Raw genomic sequence first — 19942 nt, 5'->3', positions numbered from 1 at the left:
CCTAACCCCCGGAGATTCCCGGACAAAATTCAATCAACCAACGGCCAAAGAACACATTGTTTTTTGGCGGTTTTTGCATATATTGCGCCGCAACGCGTAGGGTGCCTGGTCAAGATGGCCGGGCGGCCCTTTTTGGGCGGAAAGCGCCCGTTTCCAGTCTTCCAGCGTTGTTTCGAGAAGAGGTCCCGGTCCGACCGGCGAGATCGCGCTTAACCCATTGTCCGACCGCAAAGAAGCTCACCCATGAACCTCCGCAACATCGCCATCATCGCCCACGTCGACCACGGCAAGACCACCCTGGTCGACAAGCTGCTGCAGCAGTCCGGCACCTATCGCGACAACCAGCGCCAGGTCGAGCGCGCGATGGATTCCAACGATCTGGAACGCGAGCGCGGCATCACCATTCTGGCCAAATGCACTTCGGTGCAGTGGAAAGACACCCAGATCAACATCGTCGACACCCCCGGCCACGCCGATTTCGGCGGTGAGGTCGAGCGTATCCTGTCGATGGTCGACGGCGTGATCGTGCTGGTCGACGCCGCTGAAGGCCCGATGCCGCAGACCAAATTCGTGGTCGGCAAGGCGCTCAAGCTCGGCCTGAAGCCGATCGTCGCCATCAACAAGGTCGATCGTCCTGACGCCCGCATCTCCGAAGTCGTCAACGAGGTGTTCGACCTGTTCGCGGCGCTGGACGCTACCGACGAGCAGCTCGACTTCCCGATCCTCTACGGGTCGGGCAAGAACGGCTGGATGGCTGACTCGCCGGACGCATCCCATGACGTCGGCATGAAGCCGCTGTTCGATCTCGTCATCAAGCATGTGGCGCCGCCGGTGGTCGAGGAAGGTCCGTTCCGGCTGCTCGGCACGATTCTCGAGGCCAACCCCTATCTCGGCCGCATCATCACCGGCCGCATCACATCCGGCACGGTGAAGCCGAACCAAGCCGTGAAAGTGCTGTCGCGTGACGGCAAGCTGGTGGAAACCGGCCGGATCAGCAAGATCCTGGCGTTCCGCGGCCTTGAGCGCCAGCCGGTCGATATTGCCGAAGCCGGCGACATTGTCGCCATCGCCGGACTGCCCAAGGGCACCGTGGCCGACACGTTCTGCGATCCGACCGTCGAGATCCCGCTGCAGGCGCAGCCGATCGATCCGCCGACCGTGTCGATGTCGTTCATCGTCAACAACTCGCCGCTCGCCGGCACCGAAGGCGACAAGGTCACCAGCCGCCTGATCCGCGACCGTCTGCTGCGCGAAGCCGAAGGCAACGTCGCGCTGCGCGTGGTCGAGTCCCAGGACAAGGACGCGATGGAAGTATCGGGCCGCGGCGAATTGCAGCTCGCGATCCTGATCGAGACCATGCGCCGCGAGGGCTTTGAGCTCTCGGTGTCGCGTCCGCGCGTCGTGTTCCAGAAGGACGAAGCCACCGGCCAGACCCTGGAGCCGATCGAGGAAGTCGTGATCGACGTCGACGAGGAGCATTCCGGCGTCGTCGTGCAGAAGATGAGCGAGCGCAAGTCCGAGCTGATCGAGATGAGGCCGTCCGGCGGCAACCGCCTGCGTCTGGTGTTCTACGCGCCGACCCGTGGTCTGATCGGCTACCAGGGCGAGCTGATGACCGATACCAAGGGCACGGCGATCATGAACCGCCTGTTCCACAACTACCTGCCCTACAAGGGCCCGATCCAGGGCCGCCGCAACGGCGTCCTAATCTCCAACGACCAGGGCGAAGCGGTCGCCTATGCCATGTTCAAGCTGGAAGACCGCGGCCCGATGATGATCGAGCCCGGCTGGAAGGTTTACAAGGGCATGATCGTCGGCGAGCACACCCGCGACAACGATCTCGAGATCAACGTGCTCAAGGGCAAGCAGCTCACCAACATCCGCACGACCTCGAAGGACGAGGCTGTGCGCCTAACCCCGCCGATCCGCATGACGCTCGAAAAGGCGCTGGCCTACATCGAGGACGACGAACTGGTCGAGATCACCCCGAAGTCGATCCGCCTGCGCAAGAAGCACCTCGACCCGAACGAGCGCAAGCGCGCGGAAAAGTCCAAGGAAGCGGTGGCGTAAGGCCACCGCTCTCGTGCCCCGGGCGCAGCGCAGCACGATAGTGATGCGCTGCTGAGCCGGGGCCCAGCTTTCTCATCACCCGCCCATCACCTTGGGTCCCGGCTCTGCGGAGCGGCGTTGCACGCCGCACCGCGTCCGGGACACGAGAGCTGTGCGCGTGGCGACTTCAGCACTCCCAGCGAACGTGCTAGAGCCCGCCCATGAGCTCCCTGCCCTCCTCCGTCGATGTCGCGATCATTGGCGCCGGCGCCGCCGGCCTCGGCGCGGCGCATGCGTTGACCGGCTCCGGCCACTCCGTGATCGTGCTGGAGGCACGCGACCGGCTCGGCGGCCGCGCCTGGACGGTGCAGGCCTCGCCCGAGGTGACCTTCGACGTCGGCTGCGGCTGGCTGCATTCGGCCGACAAGAATTCCTTCGTCGCCATCGCGCGAAAACTCGATTTCGAGGTCAACAAGGACCTGCCGCCCTGGCGCGAGCGGGCCTTCGGCAATGCCTTTCCGCAAAGCGAGCGTGACGATTTCATGCGCGCGATGGACGCGTTCTACGCGCGTCTCTGGCAGGCCGCGCAAAAGGGCAAGGACGAGCCGGCGAACCTGAGCCTGGAGCCCGGCAATCGCTGGAATCCCATGATCGACGCGATCTCGACCTACATCAACGGCTGCGAACTCAAGGATATGTCCACGCTGGACTGGGACGCCTATGAGGACACCGACGCCAATTGGCGCGTTCGCCGCGGCTATGGCGCCCTGATCGCCGCCTACGGCGCGCCCTGCCCGGTCGCGCTGAACTGCAACGTCACCCTGGTCGATCATTCCGCAAAGCGCATTCGCCTAGAGACATCGCTGGGCACGCTGACCGCCGACAAGGTGATCGTCACCGTACCGACCAATCTGATCGCCGACGAAGCGATCCGCTTCTCGCCGCCGCTGCCTTCCAAGGTGAGCGCCGCAGCCGGCCTGCCGCTCGGCGTCGACGACAAGGTGACGCTGGCGCTTGGCGATGCCGAAGCCTTCCCCAGGGAAGGAAACCTGCGCGGCGCCACCATGCGCACCGATATGGGCACCTATCACATCCGCCCGTTCGGCCAGCCCTGCATCGAAGGCTTTTTCGGCGGCAGTTTTGCGCGGCAACTGGAAGACGCCGGCGACGGCGCCATCGCCGCGCACGGCATCGACGAGATCGCAAGCTTTCTCGGCAACGACATCCGCCGCAAGCTGAAGCCGCTGTACGAATCGCGCTGGGCGCGTGATCCGTTTGCGCGGGGATCGTATTCGCATGCGTTGCCGGGGCATGCCGGGGATCGTGCCGTGCTGGCGGCGCCGGTGGATGGGCGATTGTTCTTTGCGGGAGAAGCGACGTCGCCGACTTTCTTCACGACGGCGCATGGGGCGCGGGATAGTGGCGAACGCGCCGCGAACGAAGTACTTGCGGCGCTGGGCAAGCCATAGCCGCAAACTCCGTCATTGCGAGCAATGACGGGCTATTCGATCACCCGTGCCCGCAAATCGGCATCCGGCACGAAGCACGCATCGTACCTGCCGAAGATGCGATAACGGTTGCGCGCGACAAGGCTGTAGACCGCATTCCGCAGCGGCTTCGGCACGGCGAATAACATGCGCACCCAGCCCCATCCCGGCAGCTGCGACAGCACTGTCAACGCCGCGTCGGACTTCACGAATACCTCGCCACCATGGATCACTGCGTTGGTGTCGGGGTCCTCGGGATCGATGCCGAACGTCCGCGCGAGCTTCGCCCCGTAGTCCGACTGGATCGGCGTGAAGCGAAAGCGCTTCGCCGTGTCGCGCCTGGCAACGAAGCGGACCCAGCGCGAGCAGAACATGCAGACGCCGTCGAACAGGATCACGTCGTCGTCAGGCCATTTGGGCATCAGCGATTATCCAGCATGAGCAATGCCACGAGCATCAGCACGATGGCCGGTCCGGTCTTCACCAGCGCACCGAGCGGCTCGATCCAGAGATCGGGGGTGAGGATCGCTGCGCCGAACATGTAGCCGAGTGAGGCCACGATGCCCGCCACGAGCCCGACCGCAGCCGTACGACGGAAGGCGATCAGCCCGCCGATGCTCATGTCCATCAGGCTGGTGCCGATGGTGATGGGATCGACCAGCGCAGGCGGAAAATTGTGCGCGGTCAAAATACCGGTGGCGGCGCGGTAGGAGACGAACAAGGCGATGAAGCCGGAGACCAGCCAGAACGCAACCAGGCTCGCAAAAATCAGCGCCTTGATCAGGAACAGCCGCGCGAACCATTTGTCCTGGATGGTGGCGGGATGGCGTCCGATCGTGTCAGCCAGCGTTTTCGGTGCGATGCCCGTTGCGGCGATCCACGCCGCAGGATCGCCGGTGACGCCGCGGCGGAGTTCGGCGATGGCGGTGGAGCGCATCGGCGGCATCCAGCCGAGATAATTGGCGAGATCGCCGATCCTGGCGCCGAGACCGAGCATGAGAGACGGCATCGCGACACGCGGCCAGCCCGCCGTACCGAATGCGAGCCGGAACTGCTTGATGACACCGGCCATGGTGACAGGTTCTGTCTGCATCAGGTCCCAGGCCACGGCTTGCACGGACGCATCGTCGATGTCGCGCGCGGCGAGCCAGGCGATGGTGGCCGAAATATCCTCGACCGCAACGGGCTGGAACGGTGTCGCCATCTCCGCAGTCGGCAGATCGAGCGGGAAAGCGGCGAGCGCGCGGAGCATGGCGCTGCCGCCATAGGCCGACGGTGCCACCACGAAGCCGGGCCGCAGGATGGCATGGGGAATCCCGGAGGCCGCGATCAGCCGCTCGGCGTCGCGCTTGGTCAATGCGAAGGCGGTGCGGTCGGCTTCGACCGCTCCGGGGATCGAGATGTGCACCAGCCGGATCGCGCGGCCGCTGCCTTCGATCGCCTGAAGCAGGCGCGCGACGAAATGGCGATGCACGGCGTTGGTGTCGCTGCCGGGGCCATCCTGGAGCACGCCGAGGCAATTCACGACGACGTCGACGGCATGCTCGCCGAGGAGCCGCGCCAAGGCGTCCGCATCGAGCAAAAGGATCGGCAGCTCGATATCCAGCGCGCTCATCGTCTGGGCCGGCGACAGGCTGCGCGCCACGCCGACCACGCGAAATCCGCGCGCGCGCAAATCGTCGGTGACGAAGCGGCCGATCAGGCCGGAGGCGCCGAGCACCAAGATGGTTCGCTGGTTCATCGCTTCCTTCAAAACGGTTTCGCGATCATCAGCCAGAGGATCAGCATCGTCGCGCCGAAGCCGGGGAAGCCGAACGCGAACCAGCGGCGGAACAGCACGAAGTAGCGCTCCGGCAGAGCGGCGCGCTGCTCAGCGGCCTTGCGCGCGAGATCGCGCATCTCGATCTGCATGAACACGACCGGGATCCAGAACAGGCCGGCGAAGACATAAAGCGCGAGCGAGGCGAGCAGCCAGCGTTCGGTCATCGGCATCGCCGAAAGCATCATCAGCAAGCCGCCCGTGACCGGCTGCAGGACCACGGCCGACAGCGTGAAGATCGCATCCGCGATCACCACCACCGACGCGGTGCGCGCGATGAACTCCGCATCGTGGCTGCGATGCGCCATCAGCATGAAGAAGGCGATACCGGTCCCGGTGCCGAGGATGACGATGGCACCGAGCACGTGCAGATATTTGACCAGGAAGTACAGCGTCATGGCTTCTTCGCCGATGTCAGGGCGCGATCGAGCTCGCGGCTGGCGGCTTTGACACCCGCTTCGGTCTCGATCATCCAGTGCCCCTCGCTGCCCAGCGCCGGCAGGGCGTGGAAGTCGACCTTGCCGCCGCCACTGCGAAATGCATCTGCCAGCAACCTGGAAAATGCCGGCGGAAAATAGCTGTCATTGGCCGCAACGAGCCATGTGACGGGAATACGCGCTGTCTTGCCGAATTCGGCCGCGGCGGCGAGAAGCGTGTGCGGCGCGCAGATCCGGTTCGGCTCGTCATTGGCGTGACCGCCGCGCCCCGGTGCAACGGCTGTGATCGCGGAGATCGTCTTCGGGTCGGCATTCGCAAGCGCCAGCACGCCCCAGCCGCCGGCGGAATGGCCGATCACGATCGCGCCGTCCTTGCGGATAAAATCCTGCCGCCGCAAGAACTCCAGCGCGAGCGAAATTTCTTCGGCCGTCACGCGGCCCGAACGCGCATAGTCCGCCTCGTCGCAGCCGCCCTGGTCCTCGAAATAGCGGCCGCCGGTCGCGCCATGGCCGAGACGTTCCGGCACCAGCACGGCAAAGCCGCGCGCGACGAGCAACGCCGTGAGCGCGCGGTATTCCGGCTGCGGCATTTGCGCACGACGCAGCACGTTCTGCGTCGAGGCATGCGCGATCACGGCGAGCCGGAACGGACCTGCGCCCGCGGGACGAAACAGCAGGGCCTGTGCGGCGATGTCGGTATCCGGCGACGGCACACGCCATTCCTGCCGGCGAAACGGCTCGCCTTCCGCGCCCGCCGCACCGAACGTGACCTGAGCGCACAGAGACGGCGCGGTCAGCAGGGACAGCAGAGGCAGAAGGGCAAGAATGTTGAAGAGCCGCATGAATTGCCGAAGGCGAGCACGGACCGCGAAGCTCAGACTAGCGGGAACGAATCATCCTGGGCGGACTTTCTGCGGTGCCATCGCCGTTCATTGGTTGCCGCAACACAGTTTTGCACCGACGCACGGCAAGCCGCTGCCGTTCGGGGCGGGCCTTGTCCTCTTTCGGTACAACATGGTTAAAATACTGATGCAGAAAATCCACAGGTTAACCGATAATTAACGATAGGTCTTGCCGCCGGCGCGGCGACTTGGTTTGATCGTGTCCATGAGCACAACCCTGATCGAGGTCCGGCCGGCCAAAGCCGCAGATGCAACTGCGGTGGCATCGACCCATGACGAAGCCTGGCGTTCCGCCTATCAGGGCATCATTCCCGGCGCCGAGCTGGAGAAGCTGATCAACCGCCGCGGTCCGCAATGGTGGGACAGCGCGATCCGCAAGGGCAGCCGCGTCAGCGTGCTGGTGTTCGGCGACAAGATCGCGGGCTACGCCAATTACGGCCGCAACCGCGCCCGCAGCCTGCACTTCGACGGCGAGATCTATGAGCTCTATCTGCGCCCCGAGTTCCAGGGCCTCGGCTTCGGCCGCCGCCTGTTCGCCGCCGCACGGCGCGACCTGATGCAGAGCGGCCTCAAGAGCATGGTGGTGTGGGCTCTCTCGGACAACGATCCCGCGACCGAGTTCTACCGGGCCCTCGGTGGCCGGATGGTGGCGCGCTCCTCGGAGCGTTTCGGGCCGAAGTCGCTCGACAAGGTCGCCTTCGCCTGGACCAATTGAGATTTGGACCAATTGAGCTGCTGAGAGCTTAACCGGCAGCACTCCCCATCCGTCGATACCGTTGCCTTATGGGCCGGTGATCGCTGGATTCATTATTTGACAAAAACACGATGGATTGGCGGGCCAAGCCCGCGTATGACAGCGCCAAAATCGCTGCCGGGCGCGATTTAACCTCGGCAATAACGGAGCCTTGAATGCGTATCGATGCAGTCTCGATCGGGAAAAACGTCCCCCACGACGTCAACGTCATCATCGAAGTCCCCGTGGGCGGCGAACCGATCAAATACGAGATGGACAAGGAAGCCGGCACGCTGGTGGTCGACCGCTTCCTCTACACACCGATGCGTTACCCCGGTAACTACGGCTTCATCCCACACACGCTGTCCGACGATGGCGATCCCTGCGACGTGCTGATCATCAACACCCGCGCCATCATCCCCGGCGCCGTCATGAGCGTGCGCCCGGTCGGCGTGCTGTTCATGGAAGACGAAGCCGGCGGCGACGAGAAGATTCTTGCCGTGCCCTCGTCGAAGCTGACGCAGCGCTACGACAAGGTGAAGTCGTATTCCGACCTGCCGGATATCACGCTGCAGCAGATCCAGCACTTCTTCGAGCACTACAAGGATCTCGAACCCGGCAAGTGGGTGAAGATCCTGCGCTGGGGCGGCCCGGAAGAGGCGCACAAGCTGATCCTCGAAGGCATCGAGCGCGAGAAGAACAAGAAGAAAGGCTGAGCTTTGGTGTCCCGGACGCGATGCGGCACGAAGTGACGCGTCGCAGAGCCGGGACCCAGAATGCCGCGAGCATGGGCCCGGCTCTGCAGCGCACCGCTGAAGAAGCGCTACGCTGCGTCCGGGGCACGAGAGTTTGCCTACACCGCCGGCTTCGGCAGCCCCGCGATCGCGCACGCCGCGCGCAACGTATTCACCAGCAGGCACGCCACCGTCATCTGGCCGACGCCGCCAGGCACCGGCGTGATCGCGCCGGCCACGCCGAGCGCTTCCTGATAGGCGACGTCGCCGACGAGACGCGTCTTGCCGTCGTCCTTCGGGATGCGGTTGATACCGATGTCGATCACGGTCGCGCCCGGCTTCAGCCAGTCGCCGCGCACCATCTCCGGCTTGCCGACCGCGGCATAGACGAGGTCGGCGCGCTTCACGAGCCCGGGCAGATCGCGCGAGCGCGAATGCGCGATGGTCACCGTGGCGTTCTCGTTCAGCAGCAATTGCACCAGCGGACGGCCGACCAGATTGGAGCGGCCGATGACGATGGCGTTCATGCCTTCGAGCGAGGCGTGCACGCTCTTGGTCAGGATGATGCTGCCCAGCGGCGTGCAGGGCGACAGCGCCTCGAAACCGCCGGCGAGCCGGCCGGCATTGTTCGGATGCAGGCCGTCGACGTCCTTGGCGGGATCGATGGCGTTGATCACGGCCTCGGTGTTCAATCCCTTCGGCAGCGGCAGCTGCACCAGAATGCCGTGCACGGCGGGATCGCGATTCAGCTTGGCCACGACGGCCAGCAAGTCGGCTTGCGAGACGTCGGCCGGCAGCTTGTGCTCGAACGAGGCCATGCCCGCGGCCTGGGTCTGGGTGTGTTTTGAGCGGACATAGACCTCGCTGGCAGGATCGTTGCCGACCAGGACCACCGCGAGGCCCGGCACCAGATTGTGCTCGCGCTTGACGCGGGCGACCTCGTCAGCGACGCGGGCGCGGAGCTCCGCTGCGATGATTTTCCCATCGATGATCTTGGCGGTCATGTCAGTTCCCTTGGTCTGTCGATTTGGCTGACGCGAGCTTGCGCAAGGCTTCGCCGAGCCGCGCCGGATCGCCGTCGACCGCGATCTGCTTCAGCCGTGAGGTGGCACCGGATAGCAGTTTTACACTGGCCTTGGGCACGCCGAGCGATTTCGCCAGCAGCACCAGAACGGCCTTGTTGGCCTCACCGCCATCGGCAATCGCCCGCACCCGCACCTTGAGCACGCTGCGGCCATCGGCCAGCTGCTCGATCCCGTCGATGTCGTCGCGGCCACCGCGCGGCGTCACCCGCAGCGCGATGCTGATTCCTGCGGTGGAGTAACGCCAAGGTTCCTTGCGAGCTTCGTTGGCAACCAAGGCGCTCCCGCCTGCTCAGATCACGTTCGGGTAGATGTAATACAAAATCACCCGCTCGATGAACATGATGAGCAGGATCAGGATGATCGGCGAGATGTCGAGGCCGCCGAGGCTGGGCAGGAAATTGCGAATTGGCGCCAGGACCGGCTCGGTGATCCGGTACAGGAACTCCGCCACCGCCGACACGAACTGGTTGCGGGTGTTCACGACGTTGAAAGCGATCAGCCAGGACAGGATCGCGGAGGCGATCAGCAGCCAGACGTAGAGGTCGAGCACGATGATGACGATGTCGAGAACGGCACGCATGATTTTTGAAGACCTGGCTTTTGAAGACTCTGGCTTTTGAAACTCTGGCTGCGGTCGGGATTGACGCCTTTGCTAGATATCGGTTCCCTCCCGCCCAAACAAGGGAAGTCGGTGCCGGTATGGCTAAAACCGCCTTACAGCCGTCCTTGACTTGACCCTGCCGGGGACTTAAATGGCGCCCGGTTGTCGGCCGCATTCACCAGAGCGGCCAGCAAAGGGGCCATAGCTCAGCTGGGAGAGCGCGTCGTTCGCAATGACGAGGTCGGCGGTTCGATCCCGCCTGGCTCCACCACGCTTCGCCCTTCGGGCTACGCGTGGCGCAGCCACGAGGAGCCCCAAGGGCGAAGCGTGGTGTCCGGCGAAGCCCGCAGGGCGAAGACGGACTGCCTCCGGACCTACCTCCCCGTAAACCGCGGCGGCCGCTTCTCCATGAAGCTCGCCACCCCCTCCCGGAAATCGCTGCCGTTCAGCGCCACCATCATCTCGCGATTCGCCTCGATCGTGGCTTCCGCCAGGGTCTGGAACGGAACCTCGTAGAGCTGCCGCTTGATCACCGCCATCGCGCTCGGCGAGACGAAATCGGCGAGGTCGCGCGCATAGGCATAGGTCTCCTCGCGCAGCTTTTCCGGTGAGCAGAGGCGGTTGACCAGTCCGATCCGCAGCGCTTCTTCGCTTCCCACGCGCCGGGCCGAGAGCAGCAGGTCCATCGCATTGGCATGGCCGACGATGTGCGGCAGCATCCAGGACATGCCGTGCTCGGCGATCAGCCCGCGCCGCGCGAAAGCTGTCGTAAACACGGTGTTGTCGGCGGCAAAGCGCAGGTCGCAATAGAGTGCATGAACGAGGCCGATGCCGGCGGTCGCGCCGTTGAGCATGGCGATCACGGGCTTGCCGATCGACGGATAGAAGCCGTAGCGCGTCTGCCAGTCCGGACGGCGGTTCATGTCGAAGGGCGGCAGGTTCGAGGCGCGCCTGACGTCGTTGGGATCGAGACCCTTCAGCGCATCCATGTCCGCGCCGGCGCAGAAGGCGCGGCCCGCGCCTGTGAGCACGATGACGCGAACATTGTCGTCGGCGCTCGACGCCTCCATCGCGTGACGCACGTCGCGCTCCATGATCGGCGTCCACGCATTCATGCGGTCCGGCCGATTGAGCGTGATGGTCGCGACCTTGTCGCTGACGTCATAGAGAATGTGTTCGTAGGCCATCGCGCTCTCCCTTTGCTGCCGGCACGCGTTCGCGCGCGCTCGTTGGGAACGAGCCTAGCATATCCAACGGTGAGGCAAGGGCTTGCGCCAGGGAGGCGCGATTACTCGGCGGCTTGCGCCAGCACCGGCCGGCGCACCAGCCAGCCGTCGATGAAATGATCGAGCCAGGCGCGTTCCGCCGCGTCGTACACGGCACGGTCCGCGAAATGGTGATGTCGCTGCCGCGCGCCGGGCGCGCTGAGGCCGTCATAGCCGCGCGTGGTCCAGCAATGCATCATCGCGTAGGTCACGTCGGGATGAAACTGCACGCCGAAGGCATTGCCGGCGCGATAGGCCTGGATCGGAAAATCATCGCCTTCCGCAAGCAATTCGGCACCTCGCGGCAACTCGAATCCCTCGCGATGCCAGTGATAGACCTGCGCCGGCCAGTCGGGGCAGAGCGCGTGGCCCGCAGCTGTGGGACGGATCGGGTAATAGCCGATCTGCGTCAGCGCCTGCGCATGCGGCGCGACGCGCGCGCCCAGCTGCATCGCCAGCATCTGCGCCCCCAGGCAGATGCCGAGGAACGGCCGCTGTTCGCGGAGCGGAATTTCGATCCAGTCGATCTCGCGGCGGATGTAGTCATCGGGATCGTTGGCGCTCATCGGGCCGCCAAAAAATACCGCACCCGCGTGCCGGTCGAGCGTTTCAGGCAGGGGATCGCCGAAGCGGGGACGGCGGATGTCGAGGCGATGGCCCAGCGCGCGGAGCGCATTGCCGACACGACCCGGCGTCGAGGATTCCTGATGCAGGATAATGAGAACCGGCAATTTCGGTTCGGAGGCGGCGGCGCTCGGCGTCCTTCTTGAGAAGGGCACCAGTTCTGCGCCACCAAACCTGTCCGTCCGGAACGACATGGCCTCTGCGAGTGCTATCGGTTCAAGCCGCCAGCATAGCTAAGCGGTGGTTAACATCGTGTGAGTTCGCGCACACGCGCTCCAATATTGAAGCAAGCTCCGGGCCACTACGGGCGCTGAGCGCTTGTTTAATGTCTCTGTCGCTGAAATTTGCTGGTGGCGGACAGGATGAAGCCGCGCGGGAAGAAGCGCAGCGCGAACGGCACAATCTTGATGCCGAGCCCCGGCAGCACTGCCCGTTTGTTGGCCATCAGGCCGCGATAGGCCTGTCGCGCAACATCGGAGGCGGGAACGTTGAGAAGGGCGGTATTGTGCCCGGACCCGACGCCGGCGCGCGCCTGGAATTCGGTCGGCACCGGACCCGGGCAGAGGACGGTGACGCGAACGCCGCGCGGCGCGAGCTCCGCGCGCAGGGCCTCGGTGAGGGAAATCACATAGGCCTTGGACGCGTAGTAGACCGCCATGCCGGGGCCGGGCAGAAAGCCGGCGACCGATCCGACATTGAGAAGACCGCCCTTGTTCCTGATCAGCTGATCGGCAAAGCGCAGCGACAGATCCGTCAGCGCGCGGACGTTGACATCGACGATGCCGAGCTGCGCGACACGGTCGCACTCGATGGCGTCTCCGAAGGCACCAAAGCCGGCATTGTTGACGAGATTGTCGAGCTCGACGCCTTCGGCCGCGAGCGCGGCGGCGATCTTGTCGCCGGCACCGGCGTCCTGGAGATCGCAGGCGATCACGATCGGCTTCTTCCCACCCCTGGCGGCAAGCTCGTTCGCGAGCGCCTCGAGACGGTCCGCCCGTCGTGCGGTCAGTGCGAGGCGGTGTCCGTTCGCGGCGAACACACGCGCCAGCTCCATGCCTATGCCCGCCGAGGCACCGGTGATCAAGGTTACGCGCTCAGTCACGATCAAAGTCTCTTGAATTGACGTTTTTTGGCCCCGTAATGACGGGACGAGAGCATAGGCCATGCGCGACAGGCAAGCGGCGCTGGCAGCATGGCCGCGTGAGCGGGCGTCAGGGAAAGCGGAAAACCCGGGTATTTGCGGGCAAATTCACCGTCGGGCCGGCCGGGGGCTACATTAAAGTTTCGTCATGTGGTCGGCACAACCGGCAACTCGCCGTGTCGGGAGCGATCAGCCGCCGACGGCGCCGTCCTTCACCTGGCTACCGGCACGGTCCGCGACCGCATGCTTCAGGTCGATCCGGTCGCGTTGCGCGATCCCGAGCAGGTCGGAGGCGCGCCAGACGACGTTATCCTCGAACTCGGAGACCTGGCCGTCGGCATAGACCAGCTCCCACATCATCTGGACGATGCGCTTGCGGCCCTCTTCGTCGAGCGAACGCATGATGACGCTGGTGAAGTGATAGAGGTCGACCGCCTCGCCCTCGACCTGGGTCGCATCGGCGATCAGGCGATCCGCCGTGCCCCGATCGAGCCCGAAATGGCTTTCGATCAGGTTGTGCAGCTTGCGTTGCTCGGCCGCCGTCGGCTGGCCGTCCAGCGAGACGACGTGAACCAGCAAGGCGGTTGCCGCCAGCCGGTAATCGCTGTCGCCGAATGCACGATCCCCGGCCTGGGGAGCAACAATGTCGGCGATGAATTGGCGCAGGCCGTCGAGCATAAGGTCCTACCGAGATCGATGACGCCGCGGGAGCGCGGCGTTACCAGCATTATATGAGCAGGAAACTCAACCGGCGCAACGTGCGTCAGTTCCGCGCGCGTATTACGTTTAGGCAATCTGGGCGCGGTAGTTGCCGTCATGGCCGGGCTTGACGGCGGAAGTTTTGCTCACCTGTCCCCACATCGTCATTGCGAGCGTAGCGAAGCAATCCAGAATCGTTCCGCGGAAGCAGCTTGGATTGCTTCGTCGCAAGGGCTCCTCGCAATGACGGAATGTGTGGCGGGCGTCACGAACCCCTCACGGGATCTCGTACACCACCATCTTGTCGGCGATGCCCCGCAGTGCGGCCTGTTTCTGGATCGGCCTGATCTCGCGCTGCTTGAGCACTTCGGCGACCGCGGGTGCATCCAGCACCGGGCCGGTGATGTGGATCTCCTGCGCGGTCGACAGGCTCTGCACGCGCGCGGCGATGTTGACGGTCTGGCCGAAATAATCCTGCCGCTCGTTGAGCATCACCGCGAGGCACGGGCCTTCATGGATACCGATCTTGACGATGAGGTCGTCGGTGCCGCGCTTCTTGTTGAGCTCGTCCATCGCCGCACGCATCCGCAGGCCCGCAACGATGGCATGCTCGGGGCGAACGAAGGTCGCCATCACGGCGTCGCCGATGGTCTTCACCACCGCACCCTTCTCGGAGGAGATGATCTCCAGCAGCGCGTGGAAATGCGCGCGCACGAGATCGAACGCGGCGAGATCGCCGACCCGCTCATAGAGCGCAGTCGATCCCTTCAAATCCGTGAACAGGAAGGTCAACGACGTGATCTGGAGCCGCTGGTCGAGACTGAGATTGTCCGCCTTGAACACATCGCGGAAGGTCTGGTTCGACAGCATGCGCTTGGCGGTGAGGAACGGCTTGCGCTTGCCGATGAGGTGGTGAAGCGCCTCGGCCGCGATGAACACCGACGGCAGCACGCGCACGCCGGCCTGGTTCTCCAGCGACAGCCGCAGCGGACCCGGCCGCATGGTCGTGGTCCCCGTCGGCGCCTGCACCTTGTTGTACATGATGGCGAGCTGCTGGCGGTCCCTGGTCGGCTCGCCCTGCACGTCGATGAAATGGGCGGCGTGCGTCACCGGCTCGAAGATGATGATGAAATCGTTCGGCAGCTGCAGCGACATGGTCGCCTTCTCGCCGGCCGGCAGCTCCATCGTATCCAGCGTGACCTCGTTGGCCAGCGTCGCGAACGAGTCCTTGTTGAAGTCGACGCCGGAACTCCAGAACACCTGCTTGAAATACTCCCACACCGGAAGCGTATCGGGGTCGTGCGCCGCGATACGCCGCACGCGCGGGTTCACGGTGAAGGAGACCTCGACCTGATCGTCGACCGAGGCCTTGTAGCCGCAGGCGCAGAGCGCGCAGTGATAGTCGTCCGGCTTGAGCGCCTTCAACGTCGTGTGCGCGCCGAGCACGCCGCCGCAGCCCGGGCACAGCACGTTCCAGCCGAGATCGAACAACCCAAGCCGCGCCGCATGAAGGAACGCCGAGATCGCATGCTCTTCGTCGACACCCTGCTGCGCGGCGAAGTCGAGGACGTTGACGCGGTTGAGCTCGTGATCCTCGCCGTCCTCGATGAGCCGCGCGATCGCATCGGCCACCTTCGGATCGGCGGTCTGCTTCAGAACGGAGAACTGGGCCTGGATGTCGCTCATGGCGTAACTCTATCGCTGTTGGATCACGCCATCGATCAGGCAGCCGCCTGTCATCGACGCATGATGCTGAAGAGGGGTGAACGGTCCGGCTGGGTCGTGACGACGCCATGCGGGATCACGGGAATGCTGTCGGCGAGCTCGACACGGAACGCGCCGACCAGCCGGGCCAGCGCCAGCACGGACTCGGCTTGCGCAAACGGTGCGCCGATGCAGACGCGCGGGCCCGCGCCGAACGGCAGATAGGCAAAGCGGTCGGGCGCTTCTTTCGACATGAAGCGTTTGGGAATGAACGCGTTCGGCTGGTCCCACAGCTTCTCGTGCCGGTGCAGCAGCCAGGGCGCGATCATGATGATGTCACCCTTGCCGATCTCGACCCCGGCCGCATTGTCCTTCTCGCGCGCGGCACGTGCGACCAGGAAGGCCGGCGGATAGAGCCGCATGGTCTCCTCGATCACCGCGCGGGTGAATTTCTGGCGGTCGATGTCGGCCATGCTGTCGAGATGCTCGCCGCGGGTTTCGGATGCCACTTCCTCCTGCGTCTCCGGATCGAGCGCGAGCAAATAGAGCGCCCAGAACAGCGCGGTCGCCGTGGTCTCGTGCCCGGCGAGAATCATGGTCGCGACCTCGTCGACGAGCTGCTCGTCGGAAAAGCCCTTGCCGGTTTCGGGGTCGCGCGCCTCGTCCATGAGATCGAACAGATCGCGCGGTGGCGCGCCGTCCTTCTTGCCCATCGCACGCCGCTCGGCGATCAGCATCGCGACGAATTCGGTCCAGCGCGTGCGGAAGCGGGCGCGGGCACGATCCAGCGGGGTCGGCCAGGACACCGGCAGCAGCATGTCGAGGAAATGCGGTCGTCCCAGCCGCTCGCCATATTCCGCGACGAAACTACGCAAGGTGGCGCCGTGCTTGTCCATGCCGAAGGAGAACATCGTGCGGCCGGCGATCTCGAGCGTCATGCGCTGCATGATCTCGCGCAGATCGACCGGCGCGCTCGCCTGCGCATCGAGCTTGGCGATGGTCTCGTCCAGCACCGCCGTCATGTGCGGAACCAGATTGGCGGTGGCGCGCGGCGTGAAGGCCGGCGCGAGCGTGCGGCGCTGAAACGTCCAGTCGTGCCCCTCGGCGATCAGCAGGCCTTCGCCGAGCACGGGACGCAGCATCCGGATGCCCGCCGGCGTGCGCGAATAATTCTCGTAATTGCTCAGCAGGACGTGACGGATCGCATCCGGCTGATTGAGGATGAAACTGTTGCGGAGGAAGAAACGGCCCTTGATGACGTCTTCCTCATAGGCGCGCTGCCCCCAGGTTGCGATCATGTTCTGCCGGATCACCGCGATACGGCCGAAGAACGACATGTCATCCGGGGCACGCGGCGGGGTCGGAGGGATGATGGGCCGACGCACGCTGGCGATGTTCATGGCTCTCTCCCGCAGATATCGTCGCAGCAAGGGCTCGCAGGCAAATAGCTAGTAAGTCAGCTCGGCAATCGCAATCCTGTTTTCGGAAGCTGGCCAGAGCCGGGCCACAATTCGTTCTTCGTTGAACTGGGCGACGATGTGACGCCCGACCTCGCTGGCCGGAAGCCGCAAGGTCGCTGCCGAATCCGTGGGCACGCCGGACTTGACGTCGGCCGGCTCCTTGCCGTCGAGCAGCACCACATCGCGCGGCAGGCCAAGATAGCCGCGCGGCCGCGACATGATCACGACGGCTCCGGCGTCCTTGTCCGCCGGCCCGAGCGGGCGCGCAGGCCGCAAATGCACGAGGTCGGACGAGCGCGGGAACGGCGAACGGTAGATATGCGTCGTCGGCGCATCCGGCGATGCCAGCACGAATTCGAGCGCCCAGGCAGGCTCGACCTGCGCCGGACCCCAGCGGCCGTCGGCAGCGGTCTTCGAGCTGTGCACGGCGCTGCCGCTGCGCTCACCGGTTTCAGGATCGACGCGGAATATCTCGACGGTTGCACCTGCGACCGGACGATTGGTCGACACGCCGCCGGGCGTTCCCGTGACGAGGCCGCTCAGCCTGACGCTCGGCTCCGGCACGATCGCAATGCGTGCGGGCTCACGACCGGCGATGAACTTGTAGATCTCGCGGAAAGCGCGCGGGTGGAACGCCACCTCGCGGTGATCGAGCGCGCCGAGCACGAGATTGGTGGCGCCCTTCAACTCCGGCCCCTCGACGGTAACACCGGTCGGCGTGCCGGGCTTGCCGATGAAGCGGCCATCGGCCTGGGCGTATTTGTCCATGCCGTCGCTGCGCAGCGTGAGGAAGGCAACGCCCGGCGTCACCTCGCTCTCGCCCTCGTTCAGGCCGCGCAGGAATGCGCCGCGGCCGTTGAATTCGTTGTTCGGCTGATCGTCGGTCGCGAACACGCCGTGATTTGGTGTGCCGCACAGCACAGCATGACTCACATCGCTGGCGCCGCCGTTCCTGATGACGTTGCGGATGGCGTAACCGCCGCGCGAGCTGCCGACCAGCGCCACGCGAGGCGCACCGGTACGGCGTTTCAGCTCGGCAATGGCAGCAGCGAGCTCGCGGCGCTGGTCCTCGGTCGAGGAGCGGTTCGCCTGCTCGACCTTGTCGTCGCTCCGTGCATTGGGATCGGTGAAATTGATCGCCAGCATGCGATCGCGCACGACACCGTTGGATTCCATCCGCCAAAGCGTCGTCATCCAGAGCGCGTCGTAGTCGCCATTGCCGTGGACGAACAGGATCGGGGGCACCTCAGCGCCCTGCGCTGCGGGCGCGGTTTGAGCCAATGCACCCATCCGGACGCTCGCAAGTGCAAAAGGCAATGTGCCGGCCCCTTGCAGGATCGTCCGTCGCGACAGCCTCATCTGTTCCTCCCGGCAAAACAATTCTTTGCACCGCTTATAGCGGCCTAACCACTGGACAGCGAAGGACTTTCGCAGGCATCACTGATCTTGCCGGAATCACCCAAAGACCATCTCTGCCAGCCCATTTGGAAGGGGATATGACCGAGCAGCCGAACCGTCAGACATTCGCCGGCGACGGCATCACCGCACCGCTGCGGTACACCGTGTTCCGGCGCATCTGGCTGGCCAGCCTGCTCTCCAATCTCGGCCTCCTGATCCAGGGCGTGGGCGCGGCCTGGGCGATGACGCAGATGGCGGCCTCGGCGGACAAGGTCGCGCTGGTGCAGACCGCCTTGATGCTGCCGATCATGCTGATCTCGATGCCGGCCGGCGCCATCGCCGACATGTATGACCGCCGTGTCGTCACCCTGGTCTCGCTCATGATCGCGCTGACCGGCGCGACGGCGTTGACGGTGCTGGCCTGGCTCAAGCTGATCACGCCGGAAACGCTGCTCGCCTTCTGCTTCGTCGTCGGCAGCGGCAACGCGCTGTTCGGCCCGGCCTGGCAATCCTCGGTCAGCGAGCAGGTGCCGCCCGAGGCGCTGCCGTCGGCCGTGGCGCTGAACGGCATCAGCTACAACATCGCGCGCAGCTTTGGTCCAGCGGTCGGCGGCGTCATCGTCGCCTCGCTCGGCGCGGTCGCCGCGTTCGCCTGCAACGCGATCCTCTATCTGCCGCTGCTGGTGGTGCTGCTGCTGTGGCGACGCAACACCGAGCCCTCGCGCCTGCCGCGGGAAAAGCTCAACCGCGCCATGGTCTCGGGCTTCCGCTACATCACCAATTCGCCGCCGATCAAGATCGTGCTGCTGCGTACGCTGGTGATGGGCCTGATCGGCGGTGCCATCATGGCGCTGATGCCGCTGGTCGCGCGCGACCTGTTGCATGGCGGCGCGCAGACCTACGGCATCATGCTCGGCGCCTTCGGCATGGGCGCGGTCGTCGGCGCGCTCAACATCCACGAATTGCGCAAGCGCATGAGCGGCGAGGCCGCGATCCGCGCCTGCACCCTCTCGATGGCGTTCGCGATGGCCGCGCTTGCCGTGAGCAACGAGCCGGTGCTGACGGCGGCGGCGCTGGTGCTCGCCGGCGCGGTCTGGATGGCGGCGGTCGCACTGTTCAATATCGGCGTGCAGCTCTCGGCGCCGCGCTGGGTCGCCGGCCGCTCGCTCGCGGCATTCCAGGCCTCGATTTCCGGCGGCATCGCCATCGGCGCCTGGGGCTGGGGCCATCTCACCGACTATGCCGGCGTCGAGGTCGCGCTGCTGACGGCCGCCGGCCTGATGCTGATCTCGCCGCTGCTCGGGCTCTGGCTCACGATGCCGCGTGTCGGCGCCCGCAACGAGGACGCCGACGTGCTGGCGGATCCCGAGGTGAAGCTGTCGATCACCGGCCGCAGCGGGCCGCTGGTGGTCGAGATCGAATACCGCGTTGGCCAGGAGAACGCGCGCGCCTTTCACAACGTGATGCAGGACGTCCAGCTGTCGCGGCAGCGCAACGGCGCCTATGGCTGGTCGATCGCGCGCGACATCGCCGACCCCGAATTGTGGACCGAGCGCTATCACTGCCCGACCTGGTTCGATTACTTACGCCAGCGCAACCGCTCGACGCAGTCCGAACGCGCGCTGCATCAGCAGGCGATCGACTTCCACATCGGGCCCGAGCCAGTGCGGATCCGCCGCATGCTGGAACGGCCGTTCGGCTCGGTGCGCTGGAAGGAAGAGACGCCGGACCAGGCCGCAAGTGAGGTGCTGCCCGTGGTCGCGAGCGCGGCGGGGAGCAGTACGTAGGTTTTGCTTCGTAGCCC

The 19942-nt window shown here is 65.2% G+C and carries 19 protein-coding genes and 1 tRNA gene; 6 read left to right on the top strand and 14 right to left on the bottom strand.

All coding sequences use genetic code 11. From position 1 onward, the window contains the following. The first annotated feature begins 243 nt into the window (after positions 1–243). Positions 244–2070, top strand: a complete 1827-nt coding sequence (gene typA, locus PMI42_RS18250) for a translational GTPase TypA (protein ID WP_008136739.1) — start codon at positions 244–246, stop codon at positions 2068–2070. A 200-nt stretch (positions 2071–2270) separates the two neighbouring features. Next, entirely contained in the window at positions 2271–3518 is a 1248-nt protein-coding gene (locus PMI42_RS18245) for a flavin monoamine oxidase family protein (RefSeq protein WP_008136737.1), read from the top strand. A gap of 32 nt (positions 3519–3550) precedes the next feature. On the opposite strand, the gene PMI42_RS18240 is transcribed toward PMI42_RS18245, so the two are convergent. From PMI42_RS18240 to PMI42_RS18225, 4 genes are read right to left on the bottom strand one after another with little or no spacing between them, the layout of a single operon-like run. Further along, a complete protein-coding gene (locus PMI42_RS18240) occupies positions 3551–3958 on the bottom strand; it encodes a thiol-disulfide oxidoreductase DCC family protein (RefSeq protein ID WP_008136734.1) in 408 nt (135 codons plus the stop codon). Further along, positions 3958–5277 (bottom strand): SDR family oxidoreductase, encoded by a 1320-nt coding sequence (locus PMI42_RS18235; RefSeq protein ID WP_008136733.1) that lies wholly within the window; start codon positions 5275–5277, stop codon positions 3958–3960. Before PMI42_RS18235 ends, PMI42_RS18240 begins: the two co-directional genes overlap by 1 nt. An 8-nt stretch (positions 5278–5285) precedes the next feature. Then, positions 5286–5753: a DUF2269 family protein gene (locus PMI42_RS18230; RefSeq protein WP_008136731.1), complete on the bottom strand. Its 468-nt coding sequence runs from the start codon at positions 5751–5753 to the stop codon at positions 5286–5288. Then, on the bottom strand, positions 5750–6634 hold the full coding sequence (locus PMI42_RS18225; RefSeq protein ID WP_008136730.1) for an alpha/beta hydrolase family protein: 885 nt from the start codon (positions 6632–6634) through the stop codon (positions 5750–5752). Before PMI42_RS18225 ends, PMI42_RS18230 begins: the two co-directional genes overlap by 4 nt. 265 nt (positions 6635–6899) lie before the next feature. On the opposite strand from PMI42_RS18225, the gene PMI42_RS18220 reads away from it, so the two are divergent. Beyond that, positions 6900–7409, top strand: a complete 510-nt coding sequence (locus tag PMI42_RS18220) for a GNAT family N-acetyltransferase (protein WP_008136728.1) — start codon at positions 6900–6902, stop codon at positions 7407–7409. A gap of 194 nt (positions 7410–7603) precedes the next feature. Beyond that, positions 7604–8143, top strand: coding sequence for an inorganic diphosphatase (ppa, locus tag PMI42_RS18215; RefSeq protein ID WP_008136727.1), 540 nt, complete (start codon positions 7604–7606; stop codon positions 8141–8143). 137 nt (positions 8144–8280) lie between these two features. Here the strand turns inward: ppa and folD are convergent, their stop codons facing one another. Genes folD through PMI42_RS18200 form a run of 3 tightly spaced genes read right to left on the bottom strand, consistent with a single transcriptional unit; the run spans position 8281 to position 9826 of the window. Then, entirely contained in the window at positions 8281–9165 is an 885-nt protein-coding gene (gene folD, locus PMI42_RS18210; RefSeq protein WP_008136726.1) for a bifunctional methylenetetrahydrofolate dehydrogenase/methenyltetrahydrofolate cyclohydrolase FolD, read from the bottom strand. A 1-nt stretch (position 9166) separates the two neighbouring features. Beyond that, the gene (locus tag PMI42_RS18205) at positions 9167–9520 is read right to left on the bottom strand and encodes a DUF167 domain-containing protein (RefSeq protein WP_008136724.1); all 354 of its coding nucleotides are present in this window, start codon (positions 9518–9520) and stop codon (positions 9167–9169) included. Positions 9521–9535: 15 nt separating this feature from the next. Then, on the bottom strand, positions 9536–9826 hold the full coding sequence (locus PMI42_RS18200) for a YggT family protein (protein WP_007598721.1): 291 nt from the start codon (positions 9824–9826) through the stop codon (positions 9536–9538). 216 nt (positions 9827–10042) lie between these two features. Between PMI42_RS18200 and PMI42_RS18195 the strand changes: the two genes are divergently transcribed. Continuing rightward, positions 10043–10118: transfer RNA gene (locus tag PMI42_RS18195), tRNA-Ala, on the top strand. A gap of 103 nt (positions 10119–10221) precedes the next feature. On the opposite strand, the gene PMI42_RS18190 is transcribed toward PMI42_RS18195, so the two are convergent. The 7 genes from PMI42_RS18190 to PMI42_RS18160 form a co-directional block, all read right to left on the bottom strand. Then, a complete protein-coding gene (locus tag PMI42_RS18190) occupies positions 10222–11034 on the bottom strand; it encodes an enoyl-CoA hydratase (RefSeq protein ID WP_008136715.1) in 813 nt (270 codons plus the stop codon). Between the two features lie 101 nt (positions 11035–11135). Then, positions 11136–11930: a glutamine amidotransferase gene (locus PMI42_RS18185; protein ID WP_008136713.1), complete on the bottom strand. Its 795-nt coding sequence runs from the start codon at positions 11928–11930 to the stop codon at positions 11136–11138. 128 nt (positions 11931–12058) lie between these two features. Beyond that, the gene (locus tag PMI42_RS18180; protein WP_008136711.1) at positions 12059–12838 is read right to left on the bottom strand and encodes an SDR family NAD(P)-dependent oxidoreductase; all 780 of its coding nucleotides are present in this window, start codon (positions 12836–12838) and stop codon (positions 12059–12061) included. A gap of 228 nt (positions 12839–13066) precedes the next feature. Beyond that, positions 13067–13555 (bottom strand): tellurite resistance TerB family protein, encoded by a 489-nt coding sequence (locus tag PMI42_RS18175; protein ID WP_008136709.1) that lies wholly within the window; start codon positions 13553–13555, stop codon positions 13067–13069. A gap of 297 nt (positions 13556–13852) precedes the next feature. After that, positions 13853–15262 carry an adenylate/guanylate cyclase domain-containing protein gene (locus PMI42_RS18170; protein WP_008136707.1) on the bottom strand — a complete coding sequence of 470 codons (1410 nt, stop codon included), beginning with the start codon at positions 15260–15262 and terminating at the stop codon, positions 13853–13855. Between the two features lie 50 nt (positions 15263–15312). Then, a complete protein-coding gene (locus PMI42_RS18165; protein ID WP_008136706.1) occupies positions 15313–16680 on the bottom strand; it encodes a cytochrome P450 in 1368 nt (455 codons plus the stop codon). A 48-nt stretch (positions 16681–16728) separates the two neighbouring features. Then, a complete protein-coding gene (locus PMI42_RS18160) occupies positions 16729–18099 on the bottom strand; it encodes a hypothetical protein (RefSeq protein WP_008136705.1) in 1371 nt (456 codons plus the stop codon). 137 nt (positions 18100–18236) lie between these two features. Here PMI42_RS18160 and PMI42_RS18155 point away from each other — a divergent pair, with 137 nt between their 5' ends. Then, positions 18237–19925, top strand: a complete 1689-nt coding sequence (locus PMI42_RS18155; protein WP_008136704.1) for an MFS transporter — start codon at positions 18237–18239, stop codon at positions 19923–19925. The last annotated feature ends 17 nt before the right edge of the window (positions 19926–19942 follow it).

The organism is Bradyrhizobium sp. YR681 (assembly GCF_000282615.1).
Lineage (GTDB): Bacteria > Pseudomonadota > Alphaproteobacteria > Rhizobiales > Xanthobacteraceae > Bradyrhizobium.
This window is presented reverse-complemented; position numbering and strand designations above follow the sequence as displayed.